Origin of the sequence: Streptomyces sp. NPDC058295 (assembly GCF_042880655.1) — a bacterium.
GTDB classification, from domain to species: domain Bacteria; phylum Actinomycetota; class Actinomycetes; order Streptomycetales; family Streptomycetaceae; genus Streptomyces; species Streptomyces coriariae.
In genome coordinates this window covers 236,523-256,253 of sequence record NZ_JBHVYO010000004.1, presented here as the reverse complement: position 1 = coordinate 256,253, position 19,731 = coordinate 236,523, and the positions used below count along the sequence as shown (strand labels likewise).

At 71.4% G+C, this 19,731-nt stretch carries 20 protein-coding genes; 9 read left to right on the top strand and 11 right to left on the bottom strand.

The annotated features are described in order from the left end of the window. The first annotated feature begins 1 nt into the window (after position 1). The 4 genes from recX (at position 2) to ACFVYS_RS06570 (ending at position 5,375) form a co-directional block, all read left to right on the top strand. Entirely contained in the window at positions 2 to 787 is a 786-nt protein-coding gene (recX, locus tag ACFVYS_RS06585) for a recombination regulator RecX (protein WP_389499461.1), read from the top strand. Positions 788 to 940: 153 nt separating this feature from the next. Continuing rightward, a complete protein-coding gene (locus tag ACFVYS_RS06580) occupies positions 941 to 1,684 on the top strand; it encodes an ArsR/SmtB family transcription factor (RefSeq protein ID WP_389499459.1) in 744 nt (247 codons plus the stop codon). Continuing rightward, a complete protein-coding gene (locus tag ACFVYS_RS06575) occupies positions 1,681 to 4,218 on the top strand; it encodes an FtsX-like permease family protein (protein WP_389499458.1) in 2,538 nt (845 codons plus the stop codon). The genes ACFVYS_RS06580 and ACFVYS_RS06575 overlap by 4 nt, the downstream gene beginning before the upstream one ends. Before the next feature lie 179 nt (positions 4,219 to 4,397). Next, positions 4,398 to 5,375: a sugar ABC transporter substrate-binding protein gene (locus tag ACFVYS_RS06570; protein WP_389499456.1), complete on the top strand. Its 978-nt coding sequence runs from the start codon at positions 4,398 to 4,400 to the stop codon at positions 5,373 to 5,375. Positions 5,376 to 5,396: 21 nt separating this feature from the next. Here ACFVYS_RS06570 and ACFVYS_RS06565 read toward each other — a convergent pair whose 3' ends face one another. The 8 genes from ACFVYS_RS06565 to ACFVYS_RS06530 all read right to left on the bottom strand — a co-directional run bounded on the left by ACFVYS_RS06565 (position 5,397) and on the right by ACFVYS_RS06530 (position 11,918). Next, the gene (locus ACFVYS_RS06565; RefSeq protein WP_389499454.1) at positions 5,397 to 5,825 is read right to left on the bottom strand and encodes a rhodanese-like domain-containing protein; all 429 of its coding nucleotides are present in this window, start codon (positions 5,823 to 5,825) and stop codon (positions 5,397 to 5,399) included. Continuing rightward, positions 5,822 to 6,352, bottom strand: a complete 531-nt coding sequence (locus ACFVYS_RS06560) for a cysteine dioxygenase (RefSeq protein ID WP_389499452.1) — start codon at positions 6,350 to 6,352, stop codon at positions 5,822 to 5,824. The genes ACFVYS_RS06565 and ACFVYS_RS06560 overlap by 4 nt, the downstream gene beginning before the upstream one ends. 95 nt (positions 6,353 to 6,447) lie before the next feature. Next, positions 6,448 to 6,519: a putative leader peptide gene (locus tag ACFVYS_RS06555; RefSeq protein ID WP_309544753.1), complete on the bottom strand. Its 72-nt coding sequence runs from the start codon at positions 6,517 to 6,519 to the stop codon at positions 6,448 to 6,450. A 188-nt stretch (positions 6,520 to 6,707) separates the two neighbouring features. Continuing rightward, positions 6,708 to 8,327, bottom strand: coding sequence for an FAD-dependent monooxygenase (locus ACFVYS_RS06550; RefSeq protein ID WP_389499509.1), 1,620 nt, complete (start codon positions 8,325 to 8,327; stop codon positions 6,708 to 6,710). 175 nt (positions 8,328 to 8,502) lie between these two features. After that, the gene (locus tag ACFVYS_RS06545) at positions 8,503 to 9,405 is read right to left on the bottom strand and encodes an amino acid ABC transporter permease (RefSeq protein WP_389499450.1); all 903 of its coding nucleotides are present in this window, start codon (positions 9,403 to 9,405) and stop codon (positions 8,503 to 8,505) included. Next, a complete protein-coding gene (locus tag ACFVYS_RS06540) occupies positions 9,402 to 10,067 on the bottom strand; it encodes an amino acid ABC transporter permease (RefSeq protein ID WP_389499448.1) in 666 nt (221 codons plus the stop codon). Before ACFVYS_RS06540 ends, ACFVYS_RS06545 begins: the two co-directional genes overlap by 4 nt. 110 nt (positions 10,068 to 10,177) lie before the next feature. Then, positions 10,178 to 11,035, bottom strand: coding sequence for a glutamate ABC transporter substrate-binding protein (locus ACFVYS_RS06535; protein ID WP_389499446.1), 858 nt, complete (start codon positions 11,033 to 11,035; stop codon positions 10,178 to 10,180). Between the two features lie 106 nt (positions 11,036 to 11,141). Next, positions 11,142 to 11,918 carry an amino acid ABC transporter ATP-binding protein gene (locus ACFVYS_RS06530; RefSeq protein WP_054243698.1) on the bottom strand — a complete coding sequence of 259 codons (777 nt, stop codon included), beginning with the start codon at positions 11,916 to 11,918 and terminating at the stop codon, positions 11,142 to 11,144. A 314-nt stretch (positions 11,919 to 12,232) separates the two neighbouring features. Between ACFVYS_RS06530 and ACFVYS_RS06525 the strand changes: the two genes are divergently transcribed. Beyond that, positions 12,233 to 12,919: a response regulator transcription factor gene (locus tag ACFVYS_RS06525; RefSeq protein WP_389499444.1), complete on the top strand. Its 687-nt coding sequence runs from the start codon at positions 12,233 to 12,235 to the stop codon at positions 12,917 to 12,919. 12 nt (positions 12,920 to 12,931) lie between these two features. Next, positions 12,932 to 14,338, top strand: coding sequence for an ATP-binding protein (locus ACFVYS_RS06520; RefSeq protein ID WP_389499442.1), 1,407 nt, complete (start codon positions 12,932 to 12,934; stop codon positions 14,336 to 14,338). Positions 14,339 to 14,347: 9 nt separating this feature from the next. On the opposite strand, the gene ACFVYS_RS06515 is transcribed toward ACFVYS_RS06520, so the two are convergent. Next, positions 14,348 to 15,346 carry a TAXI family TRAP transporter solute-binding subunit gene (locus ACFVYS_RS06515; protein WP_389499440.1) on the bottom strand — a complete coding sequence of 333 codons (999 nt, stop codon included), beginning with the start codon at positions 15,344 to 15,346 and terminating at the stop codon, positions 14,348 to 14,350. Between the two features lie 98 nt (positions 15,347 to 15,444). Between ACFVYS_RS06515 and ACFVYS_RS06510 the strand changes: the two genes are divergently transcribed. After that, the gene (locus ACFVYS_RS06510) at positions 15,445 to 15,852 is read left to right on the top strand and encodes a MazG nucleotide pyrophosphohydrolase domain-containing protein (RefSeq protein ID WP_389499439.1); all 408 of its coding nucleotides are present in this window, start codon (positions 15,445 to 15,447) and stop codon (positions 15,850 to 15,852) included. 51 nt (positions 15,853 to 15,903) lie between these two features. Here the strand turns inward: ACFVYS_RS06510 and ACFVYS_RS06505 are convergent, their stop codons facing one another. Next, positions 15,904 to 17,127, bottom strand: a complete 1,224-nt coding sequence (locus tag ACFVYS_RS06505; RefSeq protein ID WP_389499437.1) for a cation:proton antiporter — start codon at positions 17,125 to 17,127, stop codon at positions 15,904 to 15,906. A gap of 4 nt (positions 17,128 to 17,131) precedes the next feature. Beyond that, positions 17,132 to 17,617 carry a cation:proton antiporter regulatory subunit gene (locus tag ACFVYS_RS06500; protein ID WP_389499435.1) on the bottom strand — a complete coding sequence of 162 codons (486 nt, stop codon included), beginning with the start codon at positions 17,615 to 17,617 and terminating at the stop codon, positions 17,132 to 17,134. 373 nt (positions 17,618 to 17,990) lie between these two features. On the opposite strand from ACFVYS_RS06500, the gene ACFVYS_RS06495 reads away from it, so the two are divergent. Both ACFVYS_RS06495 and ACFVYS_RS06490 read left to right on the top strand, forming a co-directional pair. Next, entirely contained in the window at positions 17,991 to 18,971 is a 981-nt protein-coding gene (locus tag ACFVYS_RS06495; RefSeq protein WP_389499433.1) for a sensor histidine kinase, read from the top strand. Continuing rightward, the gene (locus tag ACFVYS_RS06490) at positions 18,971 to 19,669 is read left to right on the top strand and encodes a response regulator (protein ID WP_389499431.1); all 699 of its coding nucleotides are present in this window, start codon (positions 18,971 to 18,973) and stop codon (positions 19,667 to 19,669) included. The genes ACFVYS_RS06495 and ACFVYS_RS06490 overlap by 1 nt, the downstream gene beginning before the upstream one ends. Positions 19,670 to 19,731 lie beyond the last annotated feature (62 nt).

Here is a 19,731-nt window from a genome sequence, read left to right as displayed (position 1 = left end):
CGTGACGCGACGAACGGACTGGGCCGAGTACGTCCACCCCGACGCCCCCCGGGGGGCGGGGGGCGGGGCCGACGACGGCCCCGCCCCGGCCGGCGGCGACCGGCCGGAGGGCGGCTCGCACCGCGGTGAGGGGACGGACGGCGACGACCGGCCCCGTGGCGGTCGGGCACGGCGCGGCGGTGACGGAGGTCCACGCGGTGGGCGCCGTCGGCGCGGCTTCGGAGAGCCGTCCGCCGAGGACGAAGGCACCTCCTCCTCGTCGAGGGCCGAGCAGGAGGCGTCTTCAGGGGACCCGGCTGAGCGGGCACGGGCGATCTGCCTGCGCCTGCTCACCGGGACCCCGCGCACCCGGAAGCAACTCGCCGACGCCCTGCGCAAACGAGAGATCCCGGACGACGTGGCGGAGGAGGTGCTCTTGCGGTTCGAGGAGGTCGGGCTGATCAACGACGGCGCCTTCGCGGACGCCTGGGTGGAGTCCCGGCACCACGGCCGGGGGCTGGCCCGGCGGGCGCTCGCCCGGGAGCTGCGGACCAAGGGAGTGGACTCGGAGCTGATCGAGGAGGCGGTCGGCCGGCTCGACTCCGAGCAGGAGGAGGGGACGGCACGCGAGCTCGTCGCCCGCAAGCTGCGCTCGACCCGCGGCCTCGACCGCGACAAGAGGCTGCGCCGCCTCGCCGGCATGCTCGCGCGCAAGGGCTATCCCGAGGGCATGGCCCTGCGGGTGGTCCGACAGGCGCTGGAGGAGGAGGGCCAGGACACGGAGTTCCTGGACGGCGAGGGGTTCTGAACGCGCGGCGCGGAACGAGGGGATGCGCGGCGAGAGGCGCTGACGACGGGCGCCGAACGACCGGTCCCCTGCGGCGGGGTGGGGATAACCCCCCTTTGAGGACGCCGGACCACCGCAGTGCACAGGCATCTGTGCACAGGCGAGTGTGTACCCATGTCCCAGGAACCCGAAGCCACGGACTCCGGTGCCGACGAGCCTCCGGAAGCGGAACACGCCGCTGCGGCCCCCGTAGAACTCGGCGACCTCGCCGCACTCAGGGCGCTCGCCCAGCCACGCCGTCAGCGCATGCTCGAACACCTCACCCTGCACGGCCCGGCCACCTCGGCGACCCTCGCCCGCGCCCTCGGCCTGAACACCGGATCCACCAGCTACCACCTGCGTGAGCTGGCCAGGTACGGCTTCGTCGAGGAGACCGACGCGGACAGGCCCGCGCACCGGGGCGACAGCCCGGCCGAAGCGCGGCACGCGGAGCCGTCCACCCACCGGGAACGCTGGTGGCGGGCGGTCCCCGGGGACCGCCGGTTCCCGCCCCGCAGCCGTCAGAGTCCCGAGATGCGGCTCGTCATGGACGAGCTGAACCACCATGCCTACGCAGCCGATCTGGACCTCTTCGAGCGGCTCCAGCGGGACGCGAAGGGCGACGACCCGTGGGCGGACGCGTTCCCCTACTCGCGCGGCACCATCCGGCTCACCCTGCCCGAACTCCGGGACTTCTTCGAGGAGTACATCGCTCTCCTCAACCGCTACAAGCGCCCCGAATCGGCGACACCTGCGGGAGCACGCACCTTGCTCACCCGCTTCCTCGCCTTCCCCGTCGCCTCCTCCGACCCCACCTCCTCCGTCACGCCCTCCGTCACCCCCTCCGCCAGTGACGGAAGAGAGGCCGATCCCTCATGATGCTGCGCTATGCCCTGAAGACGGTTCGTGCCCGCAAAGCGGGCTTCCTGGGCGCCTTCCTCGCGCTGCTGTGCGCGGCCGCCCTGATCAGCGCGTGCGGCACCCTCCTGGAGACCGGGCTGCGGGGCACCATCCGCACCGAGCGCTACGCCGCGGCGCCGGTCGTGGTCTCCGCCGACCAGAACGTCCACCGGACCACCGTCAAGCACAAGAAGGGCAAGACCAAGGTCAAGCACAAGGCCAAACCCATCGCCGAGCGCGCCTGGCTCCCGGCCGACCTCGAGCAAAGACTCGCCACCGCGCCCGGTGTCGCTCGCGTGATCCCCGAACTCACCTTCCTCGCCGAGCCGTTGATGCCCACCGGCGCCTCGGACGCCGACGGCAGGTCCACCTACGGCCATGCCTGGGACTCCGCCGCGCTGACGCCTTACCGGCTCACCGCGGGCACCGCTCCAGCAGCCGCCACCGACGTGGTCGTCGACAGTGACCTCGCGGCACGAGCCCACCTCGCCCCCGGCGACCGGCTCACCGTCCAGTCGACACAGGCCCCGCGCACCTACCACGTCTCCGGCATCGCCGCCCCCGCCACAGCCGTACGCCACCAGAGCGCCCTCTTCTTCTCCACCGGCGAGGCCCGTCGTCTCGCCGCACACCCCGGGCAGGTCACCGCGTTCGGCGTGCTGCCGAGGCAGGGCACCGACCCGGACCGGCTCCGCGAGGCCGTGGTCACGGCGCTGCACGGCACCGGAGCTCAGGTCAGCACCGGTGACGACCGAGGGCCGGTCGAGTTCCTGGACGCCGCCGCGGCCCGTATCAAGCTGGTCAGCATGGGCGGAGCGATGGGCGGCACCTCGCTGCTCGTCGCGGTCCTGGTGGTCGTCGGGACCTTCGCGCTCTCCGTCCAGCAGCGCCACCGCGAACTCGCCCTGCTGCGGGCCATCGCCGCCACCGCCGGGCAGATCCGCCGCCTCCTCGGGCGCGAGGCCCTGATCGTCGCGCTCGCCGCGGGCACGGTCGGCGCGCTCCTGGGGCTTCCCCTGGGGGCCTGGCTGCACGGCAGGTTCGTCGCCCTGGGCGCGGTACCCGCCACGCTTCAGCACACCGTGAGCGCACTCCCGCTGCTCGCCGCGGTGGCCGCCACCCTGTTCGGTGCCTGGGCCTCCGCGCGGATCGCCTCCCGCCGGGTGTCCCGGATCCGCCCGGCCGAGGCGCTGGCCGAGGCCCGGACCGAGGGCACCCGGCCCGGCTGGGGGCGCCTCCTCGCCGGCCTGCTGCTGCTCGCGGCCGGGGCGGTCCTCGTCACCCTGCTCGGCTTCCTGCGCACCGAGCCCGCCTCGACGCCCGTGACCTTCCTCGCCGTCGTCGTGCTGTCCACCTCCGTCGCGCTGCTCGGGCCGCTCCTGGTCAGGGCGGCCGCATTTCTCCTCGCCGGTCCGCTGCGCCTGACCGGTCCCAGCGGCAGGCTCGCCACCGCGAACCTCCACGGAAACGCCGCCCGGATGGCCTCCGTCGTCACCCCGCTCACCCTGCTCATCGGCATGACCTGCACGGTGCTCTTCGTCCAGCCCACCCTCGGCGACGCGGCCCGCGCCCAGGTCCGCGAGGGCGTACGCGCCGACTGGGTCGTCGCCTCCCAGGGGCCCGGTGTGCCCGGCGAGGCGGCACGACGACTGCGTACGCAGCACGATGTCGTCACCGAAGTGGTCCGTACGACCGTCAGGGTCGGCCTCGACAAGTACGCGGCCCAGGGCGTCACTCCGGCCGCCGTCAGCCGCACCTGGGACCCCGAGGTCACCGCCGGCTCCCTCGACGGGCTCACCGAGCACACCGTCGCCGTCAGTGAACTGGCCGCGGACCAGCTCCACCTGGCGCCCGGAAGCACCCTGAAGCTCACGCTCGGCGACGGCACGCCCGCCTCGCTCACCGTCGCCGCCGTCTATGCCAGGGGTCTCGGCTTCGGATACCTCACCTTCGCGCACGACCTGGTCGCCCACCATGTCGACAACCCGCTCGCCTCCTCCCTGCTCGTCAGCACGGCCCGTACACAGACACAACTCGCGACCACACTGCGTGAGTTCCCGGGACTCAAGGTGATGTCACCGGCCACGGCCGACTCACTGCGGGCCGAGCGGGAGCAGGCGAACGCCGAGGTCAACTTCCTGGCCATGGGGCTCGTGCTGGCGTTCACGGCCATCGCCGTGGTCAACACGCTCGCCATGTCGGTGGCCGAGCGAATCCGGGAGTTCGCGCTGTTGCGCCTGGCGGGGGCGACCCGTCGTCAGGTGCTGCGCATGCTGCGTACCGAGGCCCTGTCGGTCCTGCTCCTCGCCGTCGCCCTCGGCAGTGCCATCGCCCTGGCGGTCCTGACCGCGTTCAGCATCGGTATGACCGGGCGGGCGGCGCCGGCGGTCGTACCGCTCGTGTACGCCACGGTGGTCGCCGGGGCCGGGCTCCTCGCGCTGGTCGCCACCGCTGTGCCGGGACGCGTGGCCCTGAGGGTGCGCGCGGTGACGGTGGCGACGGCGCAGGAGTGAGCGATCCCCCGGTCCCCTGCCGGGAGGCGTGATCTCCGAGACCCCCGCGGAGCGCAGGATTACCTTGCGCTCCCGGAGGGGTGAGCTCGTCCGGCCTGCCGGTACCGTCTGCTGCCGCCCGTGAACCCCCGTCCCTCTTGCGGGGGTTGCCTCCCCACCTCCTGAAAGGCGGCTCCGCCATGCTCGTGCCCACCCGCTCCCGAAGACCGCTCGTCGTGTCGGTCCTCGGCGCCGGTCTGCTGCTCACCGGCTGTGGAGTGTGGCCCTCGCAGGCCACCGCACCCGCGGGCGCGGTCAAGGGCAGGATCACGCTGGGCTTCGTCAACGGCGGTAGCACCGAGTTCCATACGTGCCTCCAGGAGTCCGTCGAGCGGACGGCCCGCAGCAACGGCGTCCGTCTCTTCACGGCCAACTCGCGCCAGGACGGCGACACGGAGGTCTCCAATATCGAGGCCATGATCGCCCGCAAGGTGGACGCGCTGATAGTGCAGACCGTCGACGTCGACGCCCTCAAGGGCGACATCGCCGAGGCGAAGGCGGCCGGGGTGCCGATCTTCCTCACCTCGGTCGCCCCCGACGACACGTCCGACCTGCTGGGGGCCGTCGTGGTCGATCTGAGGGAGGTCGGGGAGCTGGACGCCGAGTGGATCGAGCGGGACGCGGCCGGCCGCAAGGTGAGTGTCGCGGTGATCGCGGGAGCCCCCGGTGCCGCCTCCGACGTGCTCACCGAGGCCTTCACCCAGAGGCTGCCGGACAGTGCCGAGGTGGTCGCCAGCCGACCCGGCATGTACGACCCCGTCAAGGCGCGGACGGTCGCCGCGGCCATGATCAAGGACGATCCCGGCCTGGACTACGCCTTCGTCGCCAACGAGGAGATGGCGTTCGCCGCCCGCAAGGCCTTCGACGCGGCCGGGGCCGAGGACGTCAGAATCGTGACGGTGAACGGCGCCGACGAGGCACTGGCCGCGCTCAAGGCCGGCAGCCTCGCCGCCACCGTCTCCAACTCGGCCGCGGACACCGGCGAACTGGCGGTGCAGAACGTCGTCTCCCTGCTCCGCAAGGACGACAGGGCCGACAGGATCGACAAGACGCCCGTCCGCCTGGTCACCCGGGACAACGCGGACACGGCCCCCCTGTACTGCCCGCCGCGGGACTGAGCCGGGCGCGCCGCGGCCCCGCTACGACGTCACGGGGAGCCCAGCCGCCCGCCACGCCTGGAAACCGCCGACGAGGTCGGTGGCCCGGTGCAGCCCCAGTTGGTGCAGGGAAGCGGCGGCCAGGCTCGACGCGTAGCCCTCGTTGCAGATCACGACCGCCCGCACTTCATGACTCGTGGCCTCGGGGAGGCGATGGCTGCCCTGGGGGTCGAGGCGCCACTCCAGTTCGTTGCGCTCGACGACCAGGGCGCCGGGGATCAGACCGTCCCGCTCGCGCAGGGCCGCGTACCGGATGTCGATCAGCAGTGCCTCACCCGCGCGGGCGGCCTCGTACGCCTCTCGCGCCTCCACGCGCGCGTACCCCGCACGCACCCGCTCGAGCAGCTCGTCCACGCCCGTCGGCCGTTCGCCGTCCGGTCGCCCCTTTCGAGGTATGGCCGGGCCGCTCACTGCCAGTCCTCCGGGCGCTCGACCTGCTCCAGCCGTAGGACGTGTCCGGTACGGCTGTAGCGGCGGATGCGCGGCAGCGGCGGGTAGTAGGCGTGGACGGAGACGGCGTGTTCCTCGGTGGACCGGTTCAGGACCTCGTGGACGTGGTGGCGTCCGAAGGAGCGGCCCCGGCCGGCCGGCAGGGTGCGCTCCCGGTCCACGTCGTCCGTCAGCTCCAGGGTCTTCCAGCCGTCGGTGGGCAGCCGCGCGGCGAGCGAGTACTCCTTCAGCTCACCCCGCGCGGTCAGGAAGGCGCCGACCGAGTCGGCGTGGTCGTGCCAGCCGGTGCCGGTGCCGGGCGGCCAGCCGATCAGCCAGGCCTCGCTGCCGCCGGGGCCCTCCAGGCGCACCCAGGTGCGGCCCTCCGGGTCGAGCGGGAGCGAGGCGATCAGCTCGGCGTCGGCGGCCGTGCGCCGGACGAAGTCGAGGAGGTCCGCCTGCGTGGGGGCGGCGACGGCGGTGCTGGGCACGGGGGAAGAGACAGACATGGAGACCGTCCTGTGAACGTTCGCGGGGAGCGCGCGGCCGCGCACGGGGTGAGGTGCGCATCGGCGGCACGCGCCGGTGGGACAGGGATGCGAATTCAGCAGGACGGGCGACACACGCAGCCCGCATAGCGGACGAGGTCCATATGGACCCTCCGCCACAGGCGCACATCGGTGTCGGTCACGATCCGGAGTACACCACGCCGGTGCACCCCGGTCAACTCACTGTCACCATGTGGACCGCACAGTCACAGCCGGTGCGATCGTGCGTTCGTCGTACGGCTCCTTTTCGGTCCCGCCGGGTTCTCGTACGGGCGGGCGCCGGGTGGGGCCCCGGCACTTGGCCGGGGCCGTACCGTCACTTGGCCGCGGAGCCCGCCGTGGCCTCCGCGTCGGACGTCTCCCGTGCCCCCGTGGGCCCGCCCACCGCGGCCTCCGCCGCCGCGTAGAGGTCGGCCGCGCGGACTCCGTGGAGCGCGGTGACCAGATGGCCGTCGGGCCGGATCAGCAGGACGGTGTGCGCGGCGGCGCCCGGATAGCTCTCGGCCACCAGCAGCTCGGCCGGGCTCGGCAGGGCCGTCACCGCGGCGGCGAGCCGGGGCATGATCCCGGCGCCCACCCAGTGCCTGCGCTCCCACACACCGGTGCCCGGCGCGATCAGCAGGACGAGCAGGGCGCCGCGCCCCAGCCGGTCCCGCAGCCGCACGAACGAGCCGTCCTCCGCAGTCACGCGCACGTCCTCGACCGGCGCGCCGGGAGGCGTGTCCACCGGCACCTCCGCCTCCAGATGCCGGGGCGCGAGCGGCGAGCCGTCGTAGGTGCCCGGTGCGCCCAGCGGACCGCGGCCCAGGTGACCGTCGGTGAGCAGCACGTCACCGCGGGCCGTGCCGGGGACGTACGCCCTTATGCCCGCGCCGCCGCGCAGTACCGGCAGTGCCTGGTCGGCGGCGCGCAGCCGGGCGGCGACGGCCGCGCGCCGCTCCGTCTGGTAGCTGTCGAGCAGCGTCTCGTGCGATCCGTGGTGCCAGGCCAGGGCCAGCTTCCAGGCCAGGTTGTCGGCGTCCCGCAGGCCCTCGTCGAGGCCCTGGGTGCCGAACGCGCCGAGCAGATGCGCGGCGTCCCCGGCGACGAAGACCCGCCCCACGCGCCAGCGGCGGGCCAGCCGGTGGTGCACGGTGTGGACACCGGTGTCGAGCAGCTCGTAGGCGGGTGTGGAACCGCCGCTCCAGCCCGCCAGGGTCTCGCGGATGCGGGCCACCAGCAGCTCGGGCGTGACGAGGTCCTTGCCGGGCGGCAGCAGCCAGTCCAGACGCCAGACGCCGTCCGGCAGCGGGCGTCCGGTGACTTCCCCGGCGGAGGGACCGGACACCCGCCATGGCGGTGTCCGATGGAGCAACGCCTCGTCGGCCCACGGAAGTTCCGTGCGCAGTGCGGCGACGGCGTGTCGTTCCACCGCGGTACGGCCGGGAAAGCGGATGTCGAGGAGTTTGCGGACGGTGGACCGCGGGCCGTCGCAGCCGACCAGGTGGCTGCCCCGCCACCAGGTGCCCTGGGGGCCGCGCGTGTGGGCCGTGACACCGGAAGGTTCCTGCTCGATGCCGTCCAGGCGGCTGTCCACGGCGATCTTCACCAGCCGCTGGCTCACGAGGGCGGCGCGCAGGACGCCCGTCAGTACATGCTGGGCGATGTGCAGGGGAGCGGGATCCGTCGCGTCGTCGAACCTGACCTCGCGTGTCACCTGCTTGCGCCGCATCGACCGCCATCCGGCCCAGTGGACCCCGGCCTGGTCGAGGGACGTTCCGGTGAGCCGCTCGATCAGGGCGGAGGTGTCCTCGCGCAGGACGACGGTGCGCGCGAGCCGTGGTTCGTCCTTGCCTGGGCCCTCGTCGAGGACCACGGACGGCACCTGCTGGCGGGCCAGTGCCAGGGCGAGCGTGAGCCCCACCGGCCCCGCTCCGACGATGATCACCGGGTCCACGGCGTGCCGCCCCCTGCCCACGACGGTGTCCTCAGGGACGTAAGGGAACAAGAGGTAGGAGCAGGGTGCACGATCACAGAACGTATGCAACCCATTGCCGCTGCTTGCGTCAAGTGACGGAGGCAGTGGCGCGCACGCCACTGCCTCCGTACAGGTCACACCGCTTGAGCGGGCGTCAGGCGGACGCGCCGCTTCCGAAGCCGCCGCCGATCTCGGCCGCGTTGAGGTCGTCCACCTTGTCGACGCCGAGCACCGCACCCGTGCTGCGCTTGCTGCGCCGCAGGTAGCGCTCCAGCCAGCTCGCGAAGCTGGTCAGGATGAAGTTCAGCACGATGAACATGACCGCGACCACGATGAAGCTGGGAATCACGTTGGCGTAGTTGGCCGCCAGGGTGCCGCGCGAGTTGAGCAGCTCGGTGAAGCCGATCATCACACCGCCGAGCGCGGTGTCCTTCACGATGACCACCAGCTGGCTGACGATCGCCGGGAGCATGGCGGTGACCGCCTGCGGAAGCAGGATGCTGGTCATCGTCTGGCCCTTGCGCAGGCCGATCGCGTACGCGGCCTCCGTCTGCCCCTTGGGCAGGGAGAGGATGCCGGCCCGGACCACCTCGGCCAGGACCGAGGCGTTGTAGAGCACCAGGCCGGTGACGACGGCGTAGAAAGGCCGGTCTTCGCTGGTGACGTCCGTCGAGCGGGCGTAGAACTCGTTGGCGAACAGCATCAGGAGCAGTACCGGGATCGAGCGGAAGAACTCGACGACGGTGCCGGCCACGCCGCGCACCCACCGGTGGTCGGACAGGCGTGAGATGCCGAAGACCGCGCCCAGCGGAAGGGCGATCACCATGGAGAGCGCCGCGGCCTTCAACGTGTTGGCGAGGCCGGGGAGCAGGTACGTCGTCCAGGCTTCGGACTCGGTGAACGGCTTCCACAGGGCGGAGGTGAGCTGGTTCTTCTCGTCCATCTTCTGCCACACCCACCACACGAACAGGGCGAGGAGGACGAAGAAGATCACCGAGAAGAGGACGTTGCGCCGCTTGGCGCGGGGGCCGGGAGTGTCGTAGAGGACCGAGCTCATCGCTTCACCGCCAGTCGCTTGCTGAGCCAGCCCAGGATGAGGCCGGTCGGCAGGGTCAGTACCACGAAGCCGAACGCGAAGACCGCGCCGATGAGCAGCGTCTGCGCCTCGTTCTCGATCATCGTCTTCATCAGGTAGGCGGCCTCGGCGACGCCGATGGCGGCCGCGACCGTGGTGTTCTTGGTCAGGGCGATCAGGACGTTGGCCAGCGGGCCGATGACCGAGCGGAACGCCTGCGGCAGCACGATGAGCGTCAGGGTCTGGGTGAAGCTCAGCCCGATGGCCCGGGCAGCCTCCGCCTGCCCCATGGGCACCGTGTTGATGCCGGAGCGGATCGCCTCGCAGACGAACGCCGCCGTGTAGGCGACCAGGCCGAGCACGGCGAGCCGGAAGCCCTGGACCTTGAAGTCATCGGCGCCCAGAGTCATGCCGAAGATGTCGGCGAGGCCGAGCGAGCTGAAGAGAATGATGACCGTCAGGGGGATGTTCCGGACGACATTGACGTAGACGGTGCCGAACCCGCGCATCAGCGGGACCGGGCTGACCCGCATCCCGGCCAGCAGCGTGCCCCAGATCAGGGAGCCCACGGCGGAGAGGGCGGTGAGCTTCACCGTCATCCAGAACGCCCCTAGGACGTCGTAACCTTCAAGAAAGTCGAACACGATCTCCCGCGCTTCCGGGTGGGTGGCGTATGAGGAGGGCGGGGCGCGCCGCCGCCGTGATCGCGACGGACGGCGGCGCACCGCGGTAACCCCGCTTGACTGAGCGGTGGTTACGAGGCGTTCGGGACGATGACGCCGATCTTCGGGGCGGGCTCGTTCTTGTAGTCGGCCGGGCCGAGGTTCGCGTCGACCGCCTTCTGCCAGGAGCCGTCGCTGACCATCTGCTCCAGCGCCTTGTTGATCTTGTCCACGGTCGCCTTGTCGTCCTTCTTGACGCCGACTCCGTAGTTCTCGTTGCTCAGCTTCAGACCCGCGAGCTTGAACTTGTCCTTGTACTGCTCCTGCGAGGCGAAGCCTGCGAGGATCGAGTCGTCGGTGGTGACCGCGTCCACGGCGCCGCTCTGCAGGCCGGCGATGCACTCCGAGTAGGAGCTCACCTCCTTGAGGTTGGCCTTCGGAGCGATCGTGTCGTGGATGTTCTGCGCCGAGGTCGAGCCGACCACGGAACACAGGTTCTTTCCGTTGAGGTCCGCGGCCTTGGCGATCTTCGAGTCCTTCTTGAGCAGCAGGTCCTGGTGGGCCAGCAGGTACGGGCCGGCGAAGTCGACCTTCTTCTTGCGCTCGTCGTTGATCGAGTACGTGGCCGCGATGAACTTCACGTCACCGCGCGCGAGGGCGTTCTCGCGGTCGGCGCTCTTGGTCTCGACGAACTCGATCTGGTCCGGCTCGTAGCCGAGCTGCTTGGCGACGTAGGTCGCGACGTCCACGTCGAAGCCGGCGAAGGACCCGTCGGGCTTCTTCAGACCGAGGCCGGGCTGGTCGTACTTGATGCCGACCTTGATCTTGCCGCTGCCGCCGCTGGAGCTGCTGCCGCTGTCGTCCTTGTTGTCGTCGCCGCCGCAGGCGGTGGCGGTCAGGGCGAGGACGAGGACTGCGGCGGAGGCGGCGGTGACCTTGCGAAGCTTCATGAGGAACTTCCTTAGAAGAGTGGTGAAGTACTGCGTGCGGTGCGGGTCCGGCAGCGCTGCAAGTCGGTTCTGCAGGTGTCTGTAGGTGTCTGTAGGTGTCTACAGGTCAGTGATGCAGGATCTTCGACAGGAAGTCCTTGGCACGGTCGCTGCGCGGATTGCTGAAGAACTGGTCGGGCGCAGCCTCTTCGACGATCCGCCCGTCCGCCATGAACACCACGCGGTTTGCAGCCGATCGTGCGAAACCCATCTCGTGGGTGACGACGATCATCGTCATGCCGTCCCGGGCCAGCTGCTGCATGACTTCGAGGACCTCGTTGATCATCTCGGGGTCCAGAGCCGACGTCGGCTCGTCGAAGAGCATGACCTTCGGGTCCATCGCCAGCGCCCGCGCGATGGCGACGCGCTGCTGCTGACCACCGGAGAGCTGAGCGGGGTACTTGTCGGCCTGGGTGGCCACACCGACCCGGTCGAGGAGGGCGCGCGCCTTCTCCTCGGCCTTCTTCTTGTCGGTCTTGCGGACCTTGATCTGGCCGAGCATCACGTTCTCGAGCACGGTCTTGTGCGCGAACAGGTTGAACGACTGGAACACCATGCCGACGTCGGCGCGCAACCGGGCCAGTGCCTTGCCCTCCTGGGGCAGCGGCTTCCCGTCGATGGTGATCGCGCCCTCGTCGATCGTCTCCAGGCGGTTGATGGTGCGGCACAGGGTCGACTTGCCGGACCCGGAGGGTCCGATGACCACGACGACCTCGCCGCGGTCGATCGTGAGGTCGATGTCCTGGAGGACGTGCAACGCGCCGAAGTGCTTGTTGACGCTCCTCAGGACGACCAGTTCACCGCTCGCGACCGCGTCTTCCTTGGTCACCGATACTTCGGTCATCGCTCTGGTGCTCCGTCCTCCTCGGTTTCGGAGGACAGTAGTGACCTGCCGCGACCAGCGTCATTACATCTGAGGGGAATCTGAGCATCACGATCCGATAGCAATCGGACACGTGTCGTAGCACTTGTGACCTGCGGGCGTATCGGGCGGATAACGGTAGCCGGGTGCAACCGGAACCCTCTTGACGGCGTCCTCGTCCATCAGCGTGACTGCCATGATGCACACACGCGTGTGCCCGTGTTTTCCCGACCGGAGAACCGAACGCCTGTTTTAGTGAGTCAGACCGTATGCCCGATGAACCGGAGGAGGCCGGCATGAGACTGCTGCTCGTCGAGGACGACAACCACGTCGCCGCCGCGCTGTCCGCGGTCCTGAAGCGGCACGGTTTCGACGTCACCCACGCGCGCAGTGGCGAGGAGGCCCTGCAGGCGCTCGTCCCGGAGGGGCCCGGCTTCGGGGTCGTGCTGCTCGACCTGGGCCTTCCCGACCAGGACGGGTACGAGGTCTGCGGCAAGATCCGCAAGCGCACCGCCACGCCGGTGATCATGGTGACCGCCCGCTCCGACGTGCGCTCGCGCATCCACGGCCTCAACCTGGGCGCCGACGACTACGTGGTGAAGCCGTACGACACCGGGGAACTCCTCGCCCGTATCCACGCCGTCAGCCGCCGCACCGTCCACGAGGACCCGGAGGCCGGCGGGGAGAACGCGCTGCTCCTGGGCCCCGTGCACATCGAGCTGCCCACCCGGCGCGTCACGGTGGACGGTTCGGTCGTCCAGCTGACCCGCAAGGAGTTCGACCTCCTGGCGCTGCTCGCCCAGCGTCCCGGTGTGGTCTTCCGCCGGGAACAGATCATCAGTGAGGTGTGGCGCACCAGCTGGGAGGGGACCGGGCGCACCCTGGAGGTGCATGTGGCCTCGCTGCGCGCCAAACTGCGCATGCCCGCGCTGATCGAGACCGTGCGCGGCGTCGGCTACCGGCTCGTCGCCCCCGGCGCGTAGCGGGGACCGCGGTTGCGTACACGTCTCCTGCCGCTGCTCATCGTGCTGATGGCGGCTGTACTGCTGGCCCTCGGGGTGCCGCTGGCCGTCAGTGTGGCGGGCGCCCAGCAGCAGAACGTGGTGGTCGACCGCATCGACGACACCGCGCGGTTCGCGGCGCTCGCCCAGTTCGTCACCGCCTCGTCGGGCGTCAACGACTCCGCGTCGGCCACGAACGAGCGACGCGCGACGCTCAGCCGGGAGCTCGACAGCTACTACGACGTCTACGGCATTCGTGCCGGTGTCTTCTACGGCACCGACACCCCCATGGCTCATGCCCCGAGGGACTGGTACCTCCCCGAAACGGGGGAGGTGCGGGAAGCCTTCGAGGAGGCGCTGCTCAGCCGTCGCAGCCACGACCCCCGGCAGGTGTGGCCATGGCAGCGCAACCGGCTCGTCGTGGCGTCGCCGGTCATCCGGGACGGTGATGTCGTCGCCGTCGTCGTCACCGACTCGCCCACCGGGCCGATGCGGTCGCGGATCCTGCACGGCTGGCTGGTGGTCGGCGCGGGCGAGATCGCCGCGATGCTGCTGGCGATCGGCGCCGCCCTGCGGCTGACCGGCTGGGTGCTGCGGCCGGTGCGGGTCCTGGACGCCACCACCCACGAGATCGCGAGCGGCCGTCTGAAGTCCCGGGTCGCGGTGGCCGGCGGGCCGCCGGAACTCCGGCGGCTGGCCGGGGCGTTCAACGAGATGGCGGACAACGTCGAGGACGTGCTGGAGCAGCAGCGCGCCTTCGTCGCCGACGCCTCGCACCAACTGCGCAACCCGCTCGCCGCACTGCTGCTGCGCATCGAACTGCTCGGGTACGAGCTCCCGGAGGGCAACGAGGAGATCGCCTCCGTCCAGAACGAGGGCAAGCGCCTGGCCCAGGTCCTGGACGACCTGCTCGACCTGGCCCTGGCCGAGCACGCGGAGGCCGACCTGCGGGTCACCGACATCGGCGCGCTGGCCGCCGAGCGCGTGGCCGCCTGGGCGCCCACCGCCGCGGCCAAGGGCGTCCGGCTGGTCGGCGACTGCCCGCCCACCACGGCATGGGCCGACCCGGTGACGCTGTCCAGCGCGCTGGACGCCGTGATCGACAACGCGGTGAAGTTCACCCCGGAGGGGGAGAGCGTCACGGTCACGGTCGCGGCCGACGGCGAGACCTCGACCGTCGTCGTCACCGACAACGGCCCCGGGCTGACCGACGAGGAACTCACGCGCGTGGGGGACCGTTTCTGGCGCAGCGGCCGGCACCAGAACATCAAGGGCTCAGGTCTCGGCCTGTCCATCTCCCGGGCCCTGCTCGCGGCGGGCGGCGGCTCCCTCTCGTACGACCATCACGAGCCCGGTGGACTGACGGCGACCGTGTCGGTGCCGAGGTCGCCGACGTCGTAGCCAGGGGTCCTACGGCTTGACGGAGCGGTAGTAGCGCCGGGCGCCCTCGTGCAGCTTCAGCGGGTCGGTGTAGATGGCCGTGCGCAGGTCGACCAGCTGCGCGGAGTGCACATGCGCACCGATGCCGTCCCGGCTCTTGATCACGGTCCGGGTCAGCCACTCGGTGAGCCGGGGCGCCATGTCGGTCCGGGTCATCAGCAGGTTGGACACCGCGATCGTCGCCACGGTCGAGCCGTTCTGGATGGTGGGGTACGCCGACTCCGGCATGTTCGTGGCCCGGTAGAACCCCGTGGCGTCGTCCTGGTCGTGCATCTTGGCGACCAGGGCGGGGCCGATCGGCACGAACCGGAAGGTGAAGGTGTCGGCCAGCTTCTCCAGCCCGGCCGTCGGCACCCCGCCGGACCAGAAGAAGGCGTCGATCTTGCCCTTCTTCAGCTCCTCGGGGCCGGTGTCGATGCCCTGCGACGCGGCCGTGATGTCCTTCGCCGGGTCCAGACCCGCCGCCTTGAGCACCCGCTCGGCGATCAGCCGCACGCCCGAGCGGGGCAGTCCGGTCGCCACGGTTCTGCCCCGCAGGTCGGCGACGGACCGGACGTCGGAGTCACGCGGCACCACGAGCTGGACGTAGTCGTCGTACAGGCGGGCCACCCCGCGCAGCCGGGCGGCCGAGCCGGGGTGCTGCCGTTCGTACGTCTCCACCGCGTCGGCCGCGGCGATCGTGAAGTCGGCCTCGCCGGTCGCCACGCGCGCGACGTTCTCCTGCGAGCCGTTGCTGGTCGACAGCTTCACGTCCAGGTCGGGCATGTCACGGGCGAGCTCCGCGCGCAGGCGGCTGCCGTACTCGTAGTAGACGCCGCTCGTCGTGCCCGTGCTGAAGGTGATCGACCCGCTCGGCGGGTCCTCGCCCAGCGGCAGCAGCCACCACAGCAGCAGCCCGAGGACGACGACACCGGCGGCCGTGCCCTGGAGGGCACGGCGCCTGCCGATACGGGAGAACGACGGGGACATGGGCGCGATCCTGCCAGCCGGAACGCCGTGCTGACCAGGGCGGGGCTCACAGGGCCGGATCCGGCCGGAGTGTCAGTGGCCGTCGTTACAGTCGGTGCATGAGTTCCTCGCCCGCCGAACTGGTCCGTGAGTTCCACCGTGCCTTCGGGCTCGACGCCCGCAGCACGCCGACGGAGGTGTCGCCCCGCCTCGCCGCGCACCGTGGCGAGCTGTTCGCCGAGGAGGCGGCGGAGGTCGCCGAGGTGTCGGTGAGCGGCCCGCTGGACCGGCTCGCGCACGAGCTGGCCGACGTCGTCTACGTCGCCTACGGCACGGCGCTGGTGCACGGGATCGACCTCGACGCGGTGCTCGCCGAGATCCACCGGTCCAACATGACCAAGCGGGGGCCCGACGGCCAGGTCGCCCGGCGTGCCGACGGCAAGGTCCTCAAGGGGGAGCACTACGAGATACCGGACGTCTCCGCGGTGCTGCGCCGCCAGGGGTGGACCCCCGGCGGCGCGGCCTGAAGCCGGTGGACCGGTCAGGAGGGTGACCCGCCGCCCGGCGCCCGCCTCGCCTCAGTCGCGCACCGCCGGCTGCGTCCTCGCCTCGGGAAGTCGCTCGGCGGCGCCGTGGCCGGGAGGCGTCCGGCGCCGCGCCCACCAGGCCGCCAGTGGCTCCGTGTAGCGGGCCGTCAGCGGGCCCACCACGACCAGGATCAGGACGTACGCCGTGGCCAGCGGTCCGAGAGAAGGCTCGATGCCCGCGGTCACCGCCAGCCCCGCGATGACGATCGAGAACTCCCCGCGCGCCACCAGCGCGCCGCCCGCACGCCAGCGCCCCTTGACCGAGATCCCGGACCGCCGGGCCGCCCAGTAGCCGGTGGCGATCTTGGTCGCGGCGGTGACGATGGCCAGCGCGAGGGCGGGCAGCAGGACGGGAGGGATGCTCGCCGGGTCGGTGTGCAGACCGAAGAAGACGAAGAAGACGGCCGCGAACAGGTCGCGCAGCGGGCTCAGCAGCGTGTGCGCCCCTTCGGCGACCTCTCCGGACAGGGCGATGCCCACCAGGAACGCCCCCACGGCCGCCGACACCTGGAGCTGCTGTGCCACGCCGGCGACCAGGATGGTGAGCCCCAGCACGACGAGCAGCAGCTTCTCCGGGTCGTCGCTCGACACGAACCGGGAGATGACCCGGCCGTAGCGCACCGCCGCGAACAGCACGAGCCCCGCGACGCCCAGCGCGATCGCCAGGGTGACGCTGCCGGCCGCCAGCCCGACCCCGGCCACCAGGGCGGTGACGATGGGCAGGTAGACCGCCATGGCCAGGTCCTCGAGGACCAGCACGCTGAGGATCACCGGGGTCTCCCGGTTGCCGACCCGGCCCAGGTCGCCCAGCACCTTGGCGATCACCCCGGAGGAGGAGATCCAGGTGACGCCCGCCAGCACCACGGCCGCCACCGGCCCCCAGCCCAGCAGCAGCGCGGCGGCCGCGCCCGGCAGGGCGTTGAGGGCGCAGTCGACGAGACCGGCCGGATAGTGGGCCTTGAGGTTGGAGACCAGATCGCTGGCCGTGTACTCCAGGCCGAGCATCAGCAGCAACAGGATGACGCCGATCTCGGCACCGGTGGCGACGAACTCCTCGCTCGCGCCGAGCGGCAGCAGCCCGCCCTCGCCGAAGGCCAGACCGGACAGCAGGTACAGCGGGATCGGCGAGAACCGGAAACGGGCGGCGAACCGGCCGAGCAGGCCGAGGCCGAGGATGATGGAACCGAACTCGATCAGCAGGACTGCGGAGTGCACTCGATCACTCCCGACCGAGTATGGCCGCCGCCGCGTCCACACCTTCGCGGGTGCCGATGACGATGAGGGTGTCGCCGCCCGCGAGACGGAAGTCCGGCGTCGGGGACGGGATGGCCTCGGCCCGCCGCAGCACGGCCACGATGGAGGTGCCGGTCTCCGTTCGCATTCGGGTGTCGCCCAGCAGCCGTCCGTTCCAGCGCGAGGTGGCCGCGACCTCGATGCGCTCGGCGACCAGCCCCAGGTCCGTCGTGTACAGCAGGCTCGCGCTGTGGTGGGACGGCATCAGCGCGTCGATCAGCGAGCCCGCCTCGGCGCCGGTCAGCCGCAGGGACTGGGCGCAGGAGTCGGGGTCGTCCGCCTGGTAGAGACCGACCGTCCGCGTGCCGTCGCGATGGGCCACCACGGACAGGTGGCGCTGCTCCCGCGTCACGAGGTCGTACTGGACTCCGATGCCTGGCAGCGGTGTCGTCCGGAGGCGTGGAGCAGACACGTTTCTTCCCCTTGCTGGTCGTTGCTGGGCGTTACCTGTGACGTCTGGGACGAGTGCCCAAAACGGCCATGCTGCCATCCCCCCGTACGGTGACGACATGGGTGTCGTGACGGATGGACAGGGCCGGCGGTGGGCGGAGAGGCTGGTCACGGCAGTGCCATGGAGAGGCAGAGGAGCCGCACGAGACGAGCGGGACGGACGAGCCGTACGAGACGAGCGAGACGGAAGAGACCAGCCGGACGGAAACGAAACGCGCGACGGACGAGACGAGTCGGCCCGACACGACAAGCGAGATGAACGCGACAAGCGAGTCGGGCGAGACAGGCGAGTCCGACGAGTAAGGCGAGCAGGGCAAGGAGGAGGAGCCGCGCACATGTCACTGTTCTGGCGGATCTTCGTGCTCGACGCCCTCGGCCTGATCGCCGCGGCCGCGCTGCTGCTGGGCCCGGTCACCGTCTCCACCCCCATACTGCCGGGCGAGGTACTCGTCGTGGTCGCGGGTCTGGCCGCCCTGCTGACCGTCAACGCGGTCGTGCTGCGCGTGGGGCTGGCCCCGCTGGGGCGGCTGGGACGGGCCATGGCCGACGCCGACCTGCTGCACCCCGGGGCCCGTGCCGTGGTCTCGGGACCGGTCGAGACGGCCGAGCTGATCACGACGTACAACGCCATGCTGGACCGGCTGGAGGCCGAGCGCGCCGCCAGCGCGGCCGGGGCGCTGTCCGCCCAGGAACGCGAGCGCCACCGCATCGCCCGTGAACTCCACGACGAGGTCGGCCAGACCCTGACCGCCGTGCTGCTCCAGCTCAAGCGGGTCGCCGACCGGGCCCCGCGGGACCTGCGCGAGGAGTTGAGCCAGGCACAGGAGGCCACCCGGGCCGGCCTCGACGAGATCCGCCGTATCGCCCGTCGGCTGCGGCCGGGCGTCCTCGACGAACTCGGACTGCTCAGCGCTCTGCGCTCGCTCGCGGGCGAGTTCACCACCCATGGGCTGACGGTGCGCCACGACCTTCGCACCGGCCTGCCCCCGCTGACCGAGGAGACGGAACTCGTGCTCTACCGCGTGGCTCAGGAGGCCCTCACCAACACCGCCCGGCACTCCGGCGCCGACCGCGCCGAGCTGCGCCTGCGCCCGGTCACCGACGGGGTCGAGCTCCTCGTACAGGACAACGGGCGGGGTCTGGGCGCGGCGGCCGGGGAGGGCGCCGGGATCCGGGGGATGCGGGAGCGGGCCCTGTTGATCGGCGCGAGCCTCACGGTGTCGTCGAGGGCCGACGGCGGCGGGGCGGACATCCGGCTGAGGGCGGCCGCGCGGGCCTGCCGACCGGACGCGGCGGCCCCTGTCGGAGGCCGCTGATGGCAGACGGCACAGCACCGGCCGCACCCGGTTCGGTGCCCTCTCCGACCCGCGTCCTGCTCGCCGACGACCACACCCTCGTACGCCGGGGGGTACGGCTCATCCTGGACGGCGAGCCCGACCTGACCGTGGTCGCCGAGGCCGGCGACGGCGCCGAGGCGGTCGAGCGCGCCCGGGCCGGGGACATCGACCTGGCCGTCCTCGACGTGGCCATGCCCCGGATGACCGGTCTTCAGGCGGCCCGTGAACTCTCCCGTCGTCTCCCGGCCCTGCGCATCCTCATCCTGACCATGTACGACAACGAGCAGTACTTCTTCGAGGCGCTCAAGGCCGGAGCCGGCGGGTACGTCCTGAAGTCGGTCGCCGACCGGGACCTGGTCGAGGCGTGCCGGGCGGTGGTGCGGGACGAGCCGTTCATCTGTCCGGGCGCGGAGCGGGCCCTGGTCCGCTCGTACCTGGACCGGCTGCATGGTGGCGCCGGTGTCGACGGGTTGCCCGAGCGGCCCATCACCGAGCGCGAGGAGGAGATCCTCAAGCTCGTCGCGGAGGGGCACACCTCAAGGGGGATCGGCGCGCTGCTGTTCATCAGCGCCAAGACGGTGGAGCGGCACCGTGCCAACCTCCTGCACAAACTCGGCATGCGCGACCGACTGGAGCTCACCCGCTACGCGATCCGCGCGGGCCTCATCGACCCCTGACGCCCTGACGCCCCGAAGGCGGCGGCGGAGGGCGCACAGGAGGGCAGACGGGCGTTCCCCGG

What these genes read in the sequence shown, in the direction of transcription:
- ACFVYS_RS06580 (WP_389499459.1), top strand. Translation starts at nt 941, where the DNA reads ATGTCCCAGGAACCCGAAGCCACGGACTCCGGTGCCGACGAGCCTCCG.
- ACFVYS_RS06575 (WP_389499458.1), top strand. Translation starts at nt 1,681, where the DNA reads ATGATGCTGCGCTATGCCCTGAAGACGGTTCGTGCCCGCAAAGCGGGC.
- ACFVYS_RS06570 (WP_389499456.1), top strand. Translation starts at nt 4,398, where the DNA reads ATGCTCGTGCCCACCCGCTCCCGAAGACCGCTCGTCGTGTCGGTCCTC.
- ACFVYS_RS06560 (WP_389499452.1), bottom strand. Translation starts at nt 6,352, where the DNA reads ATGTCTGTCTCTTCCCCCGTGCCCAGCACCGCCGTCGCCGCCCCCACG.
- ACFVYS_RS06545 (WP_389499450.1), bottom strand. Translation starts at nt 9,405, where the DNA reads ATGAGCTCGGTCCTCTACGACACTCCCGGCCCCCGCGCCAAGCGGCGC.
- ACFVYS_RS06535 (WP_389499446.1), bottom strand. Translation starts at nt 11,035, where the DNA reads ATGAAGCTTCGCAAGGTCACCGCCGCCTCCGCCGCAGTCCTCGTCCTC.
- ACFVYS_RS06530 (WP_054243698.1), bottom strand. Translation starts at nt 11,918, where the DNA reads ATGACCGAAGTATCGGTGACCAAGGAAGACGCGGTCGCGAGCGGTGAA.
- ACFVYS_RS06525 (WP_389499444.1), top strand. Translation starts at nt 12,233, where the DNA reads ATGAGACTGCTGCTCGTCGAGGACGACAACCACGTCGCCGCCGCGCTG.
- ACFVYS_RS06515 (WP_389499440.1), bottom strand. Translation starts at nt 15,346, where the DNA reads ATGTCCCCGTCGTTCTCCCGTATCGGCAGGCGCCGTGCCCTCCAGGGC.
- ACFVYS_RS06510 (WP_389499439.1), top strand. Translation starts at nt 15,445, where the DNA reads ATGAGTTCCTCGCCCGCCGAACTGGTCCGTGAGTTCCACCGTGCCTTC.
- ACFVYS_RS06495 (WP_389499433.1), top strand. Translation starts at nt 17,991, where the DNA reads ATGTCACTGTTCTGGCGGATCTTCGTGCTCGACGCCCTCGGCCTGATC.
- ACFVYS_RS06490 (WP_389499431.1), top strand. Translation starts at nt 18,971, where the DNA reads ATGGCAGACGGCACAGCACCGGCCGCACCCGGTTCGGTGCCCTCTCCG.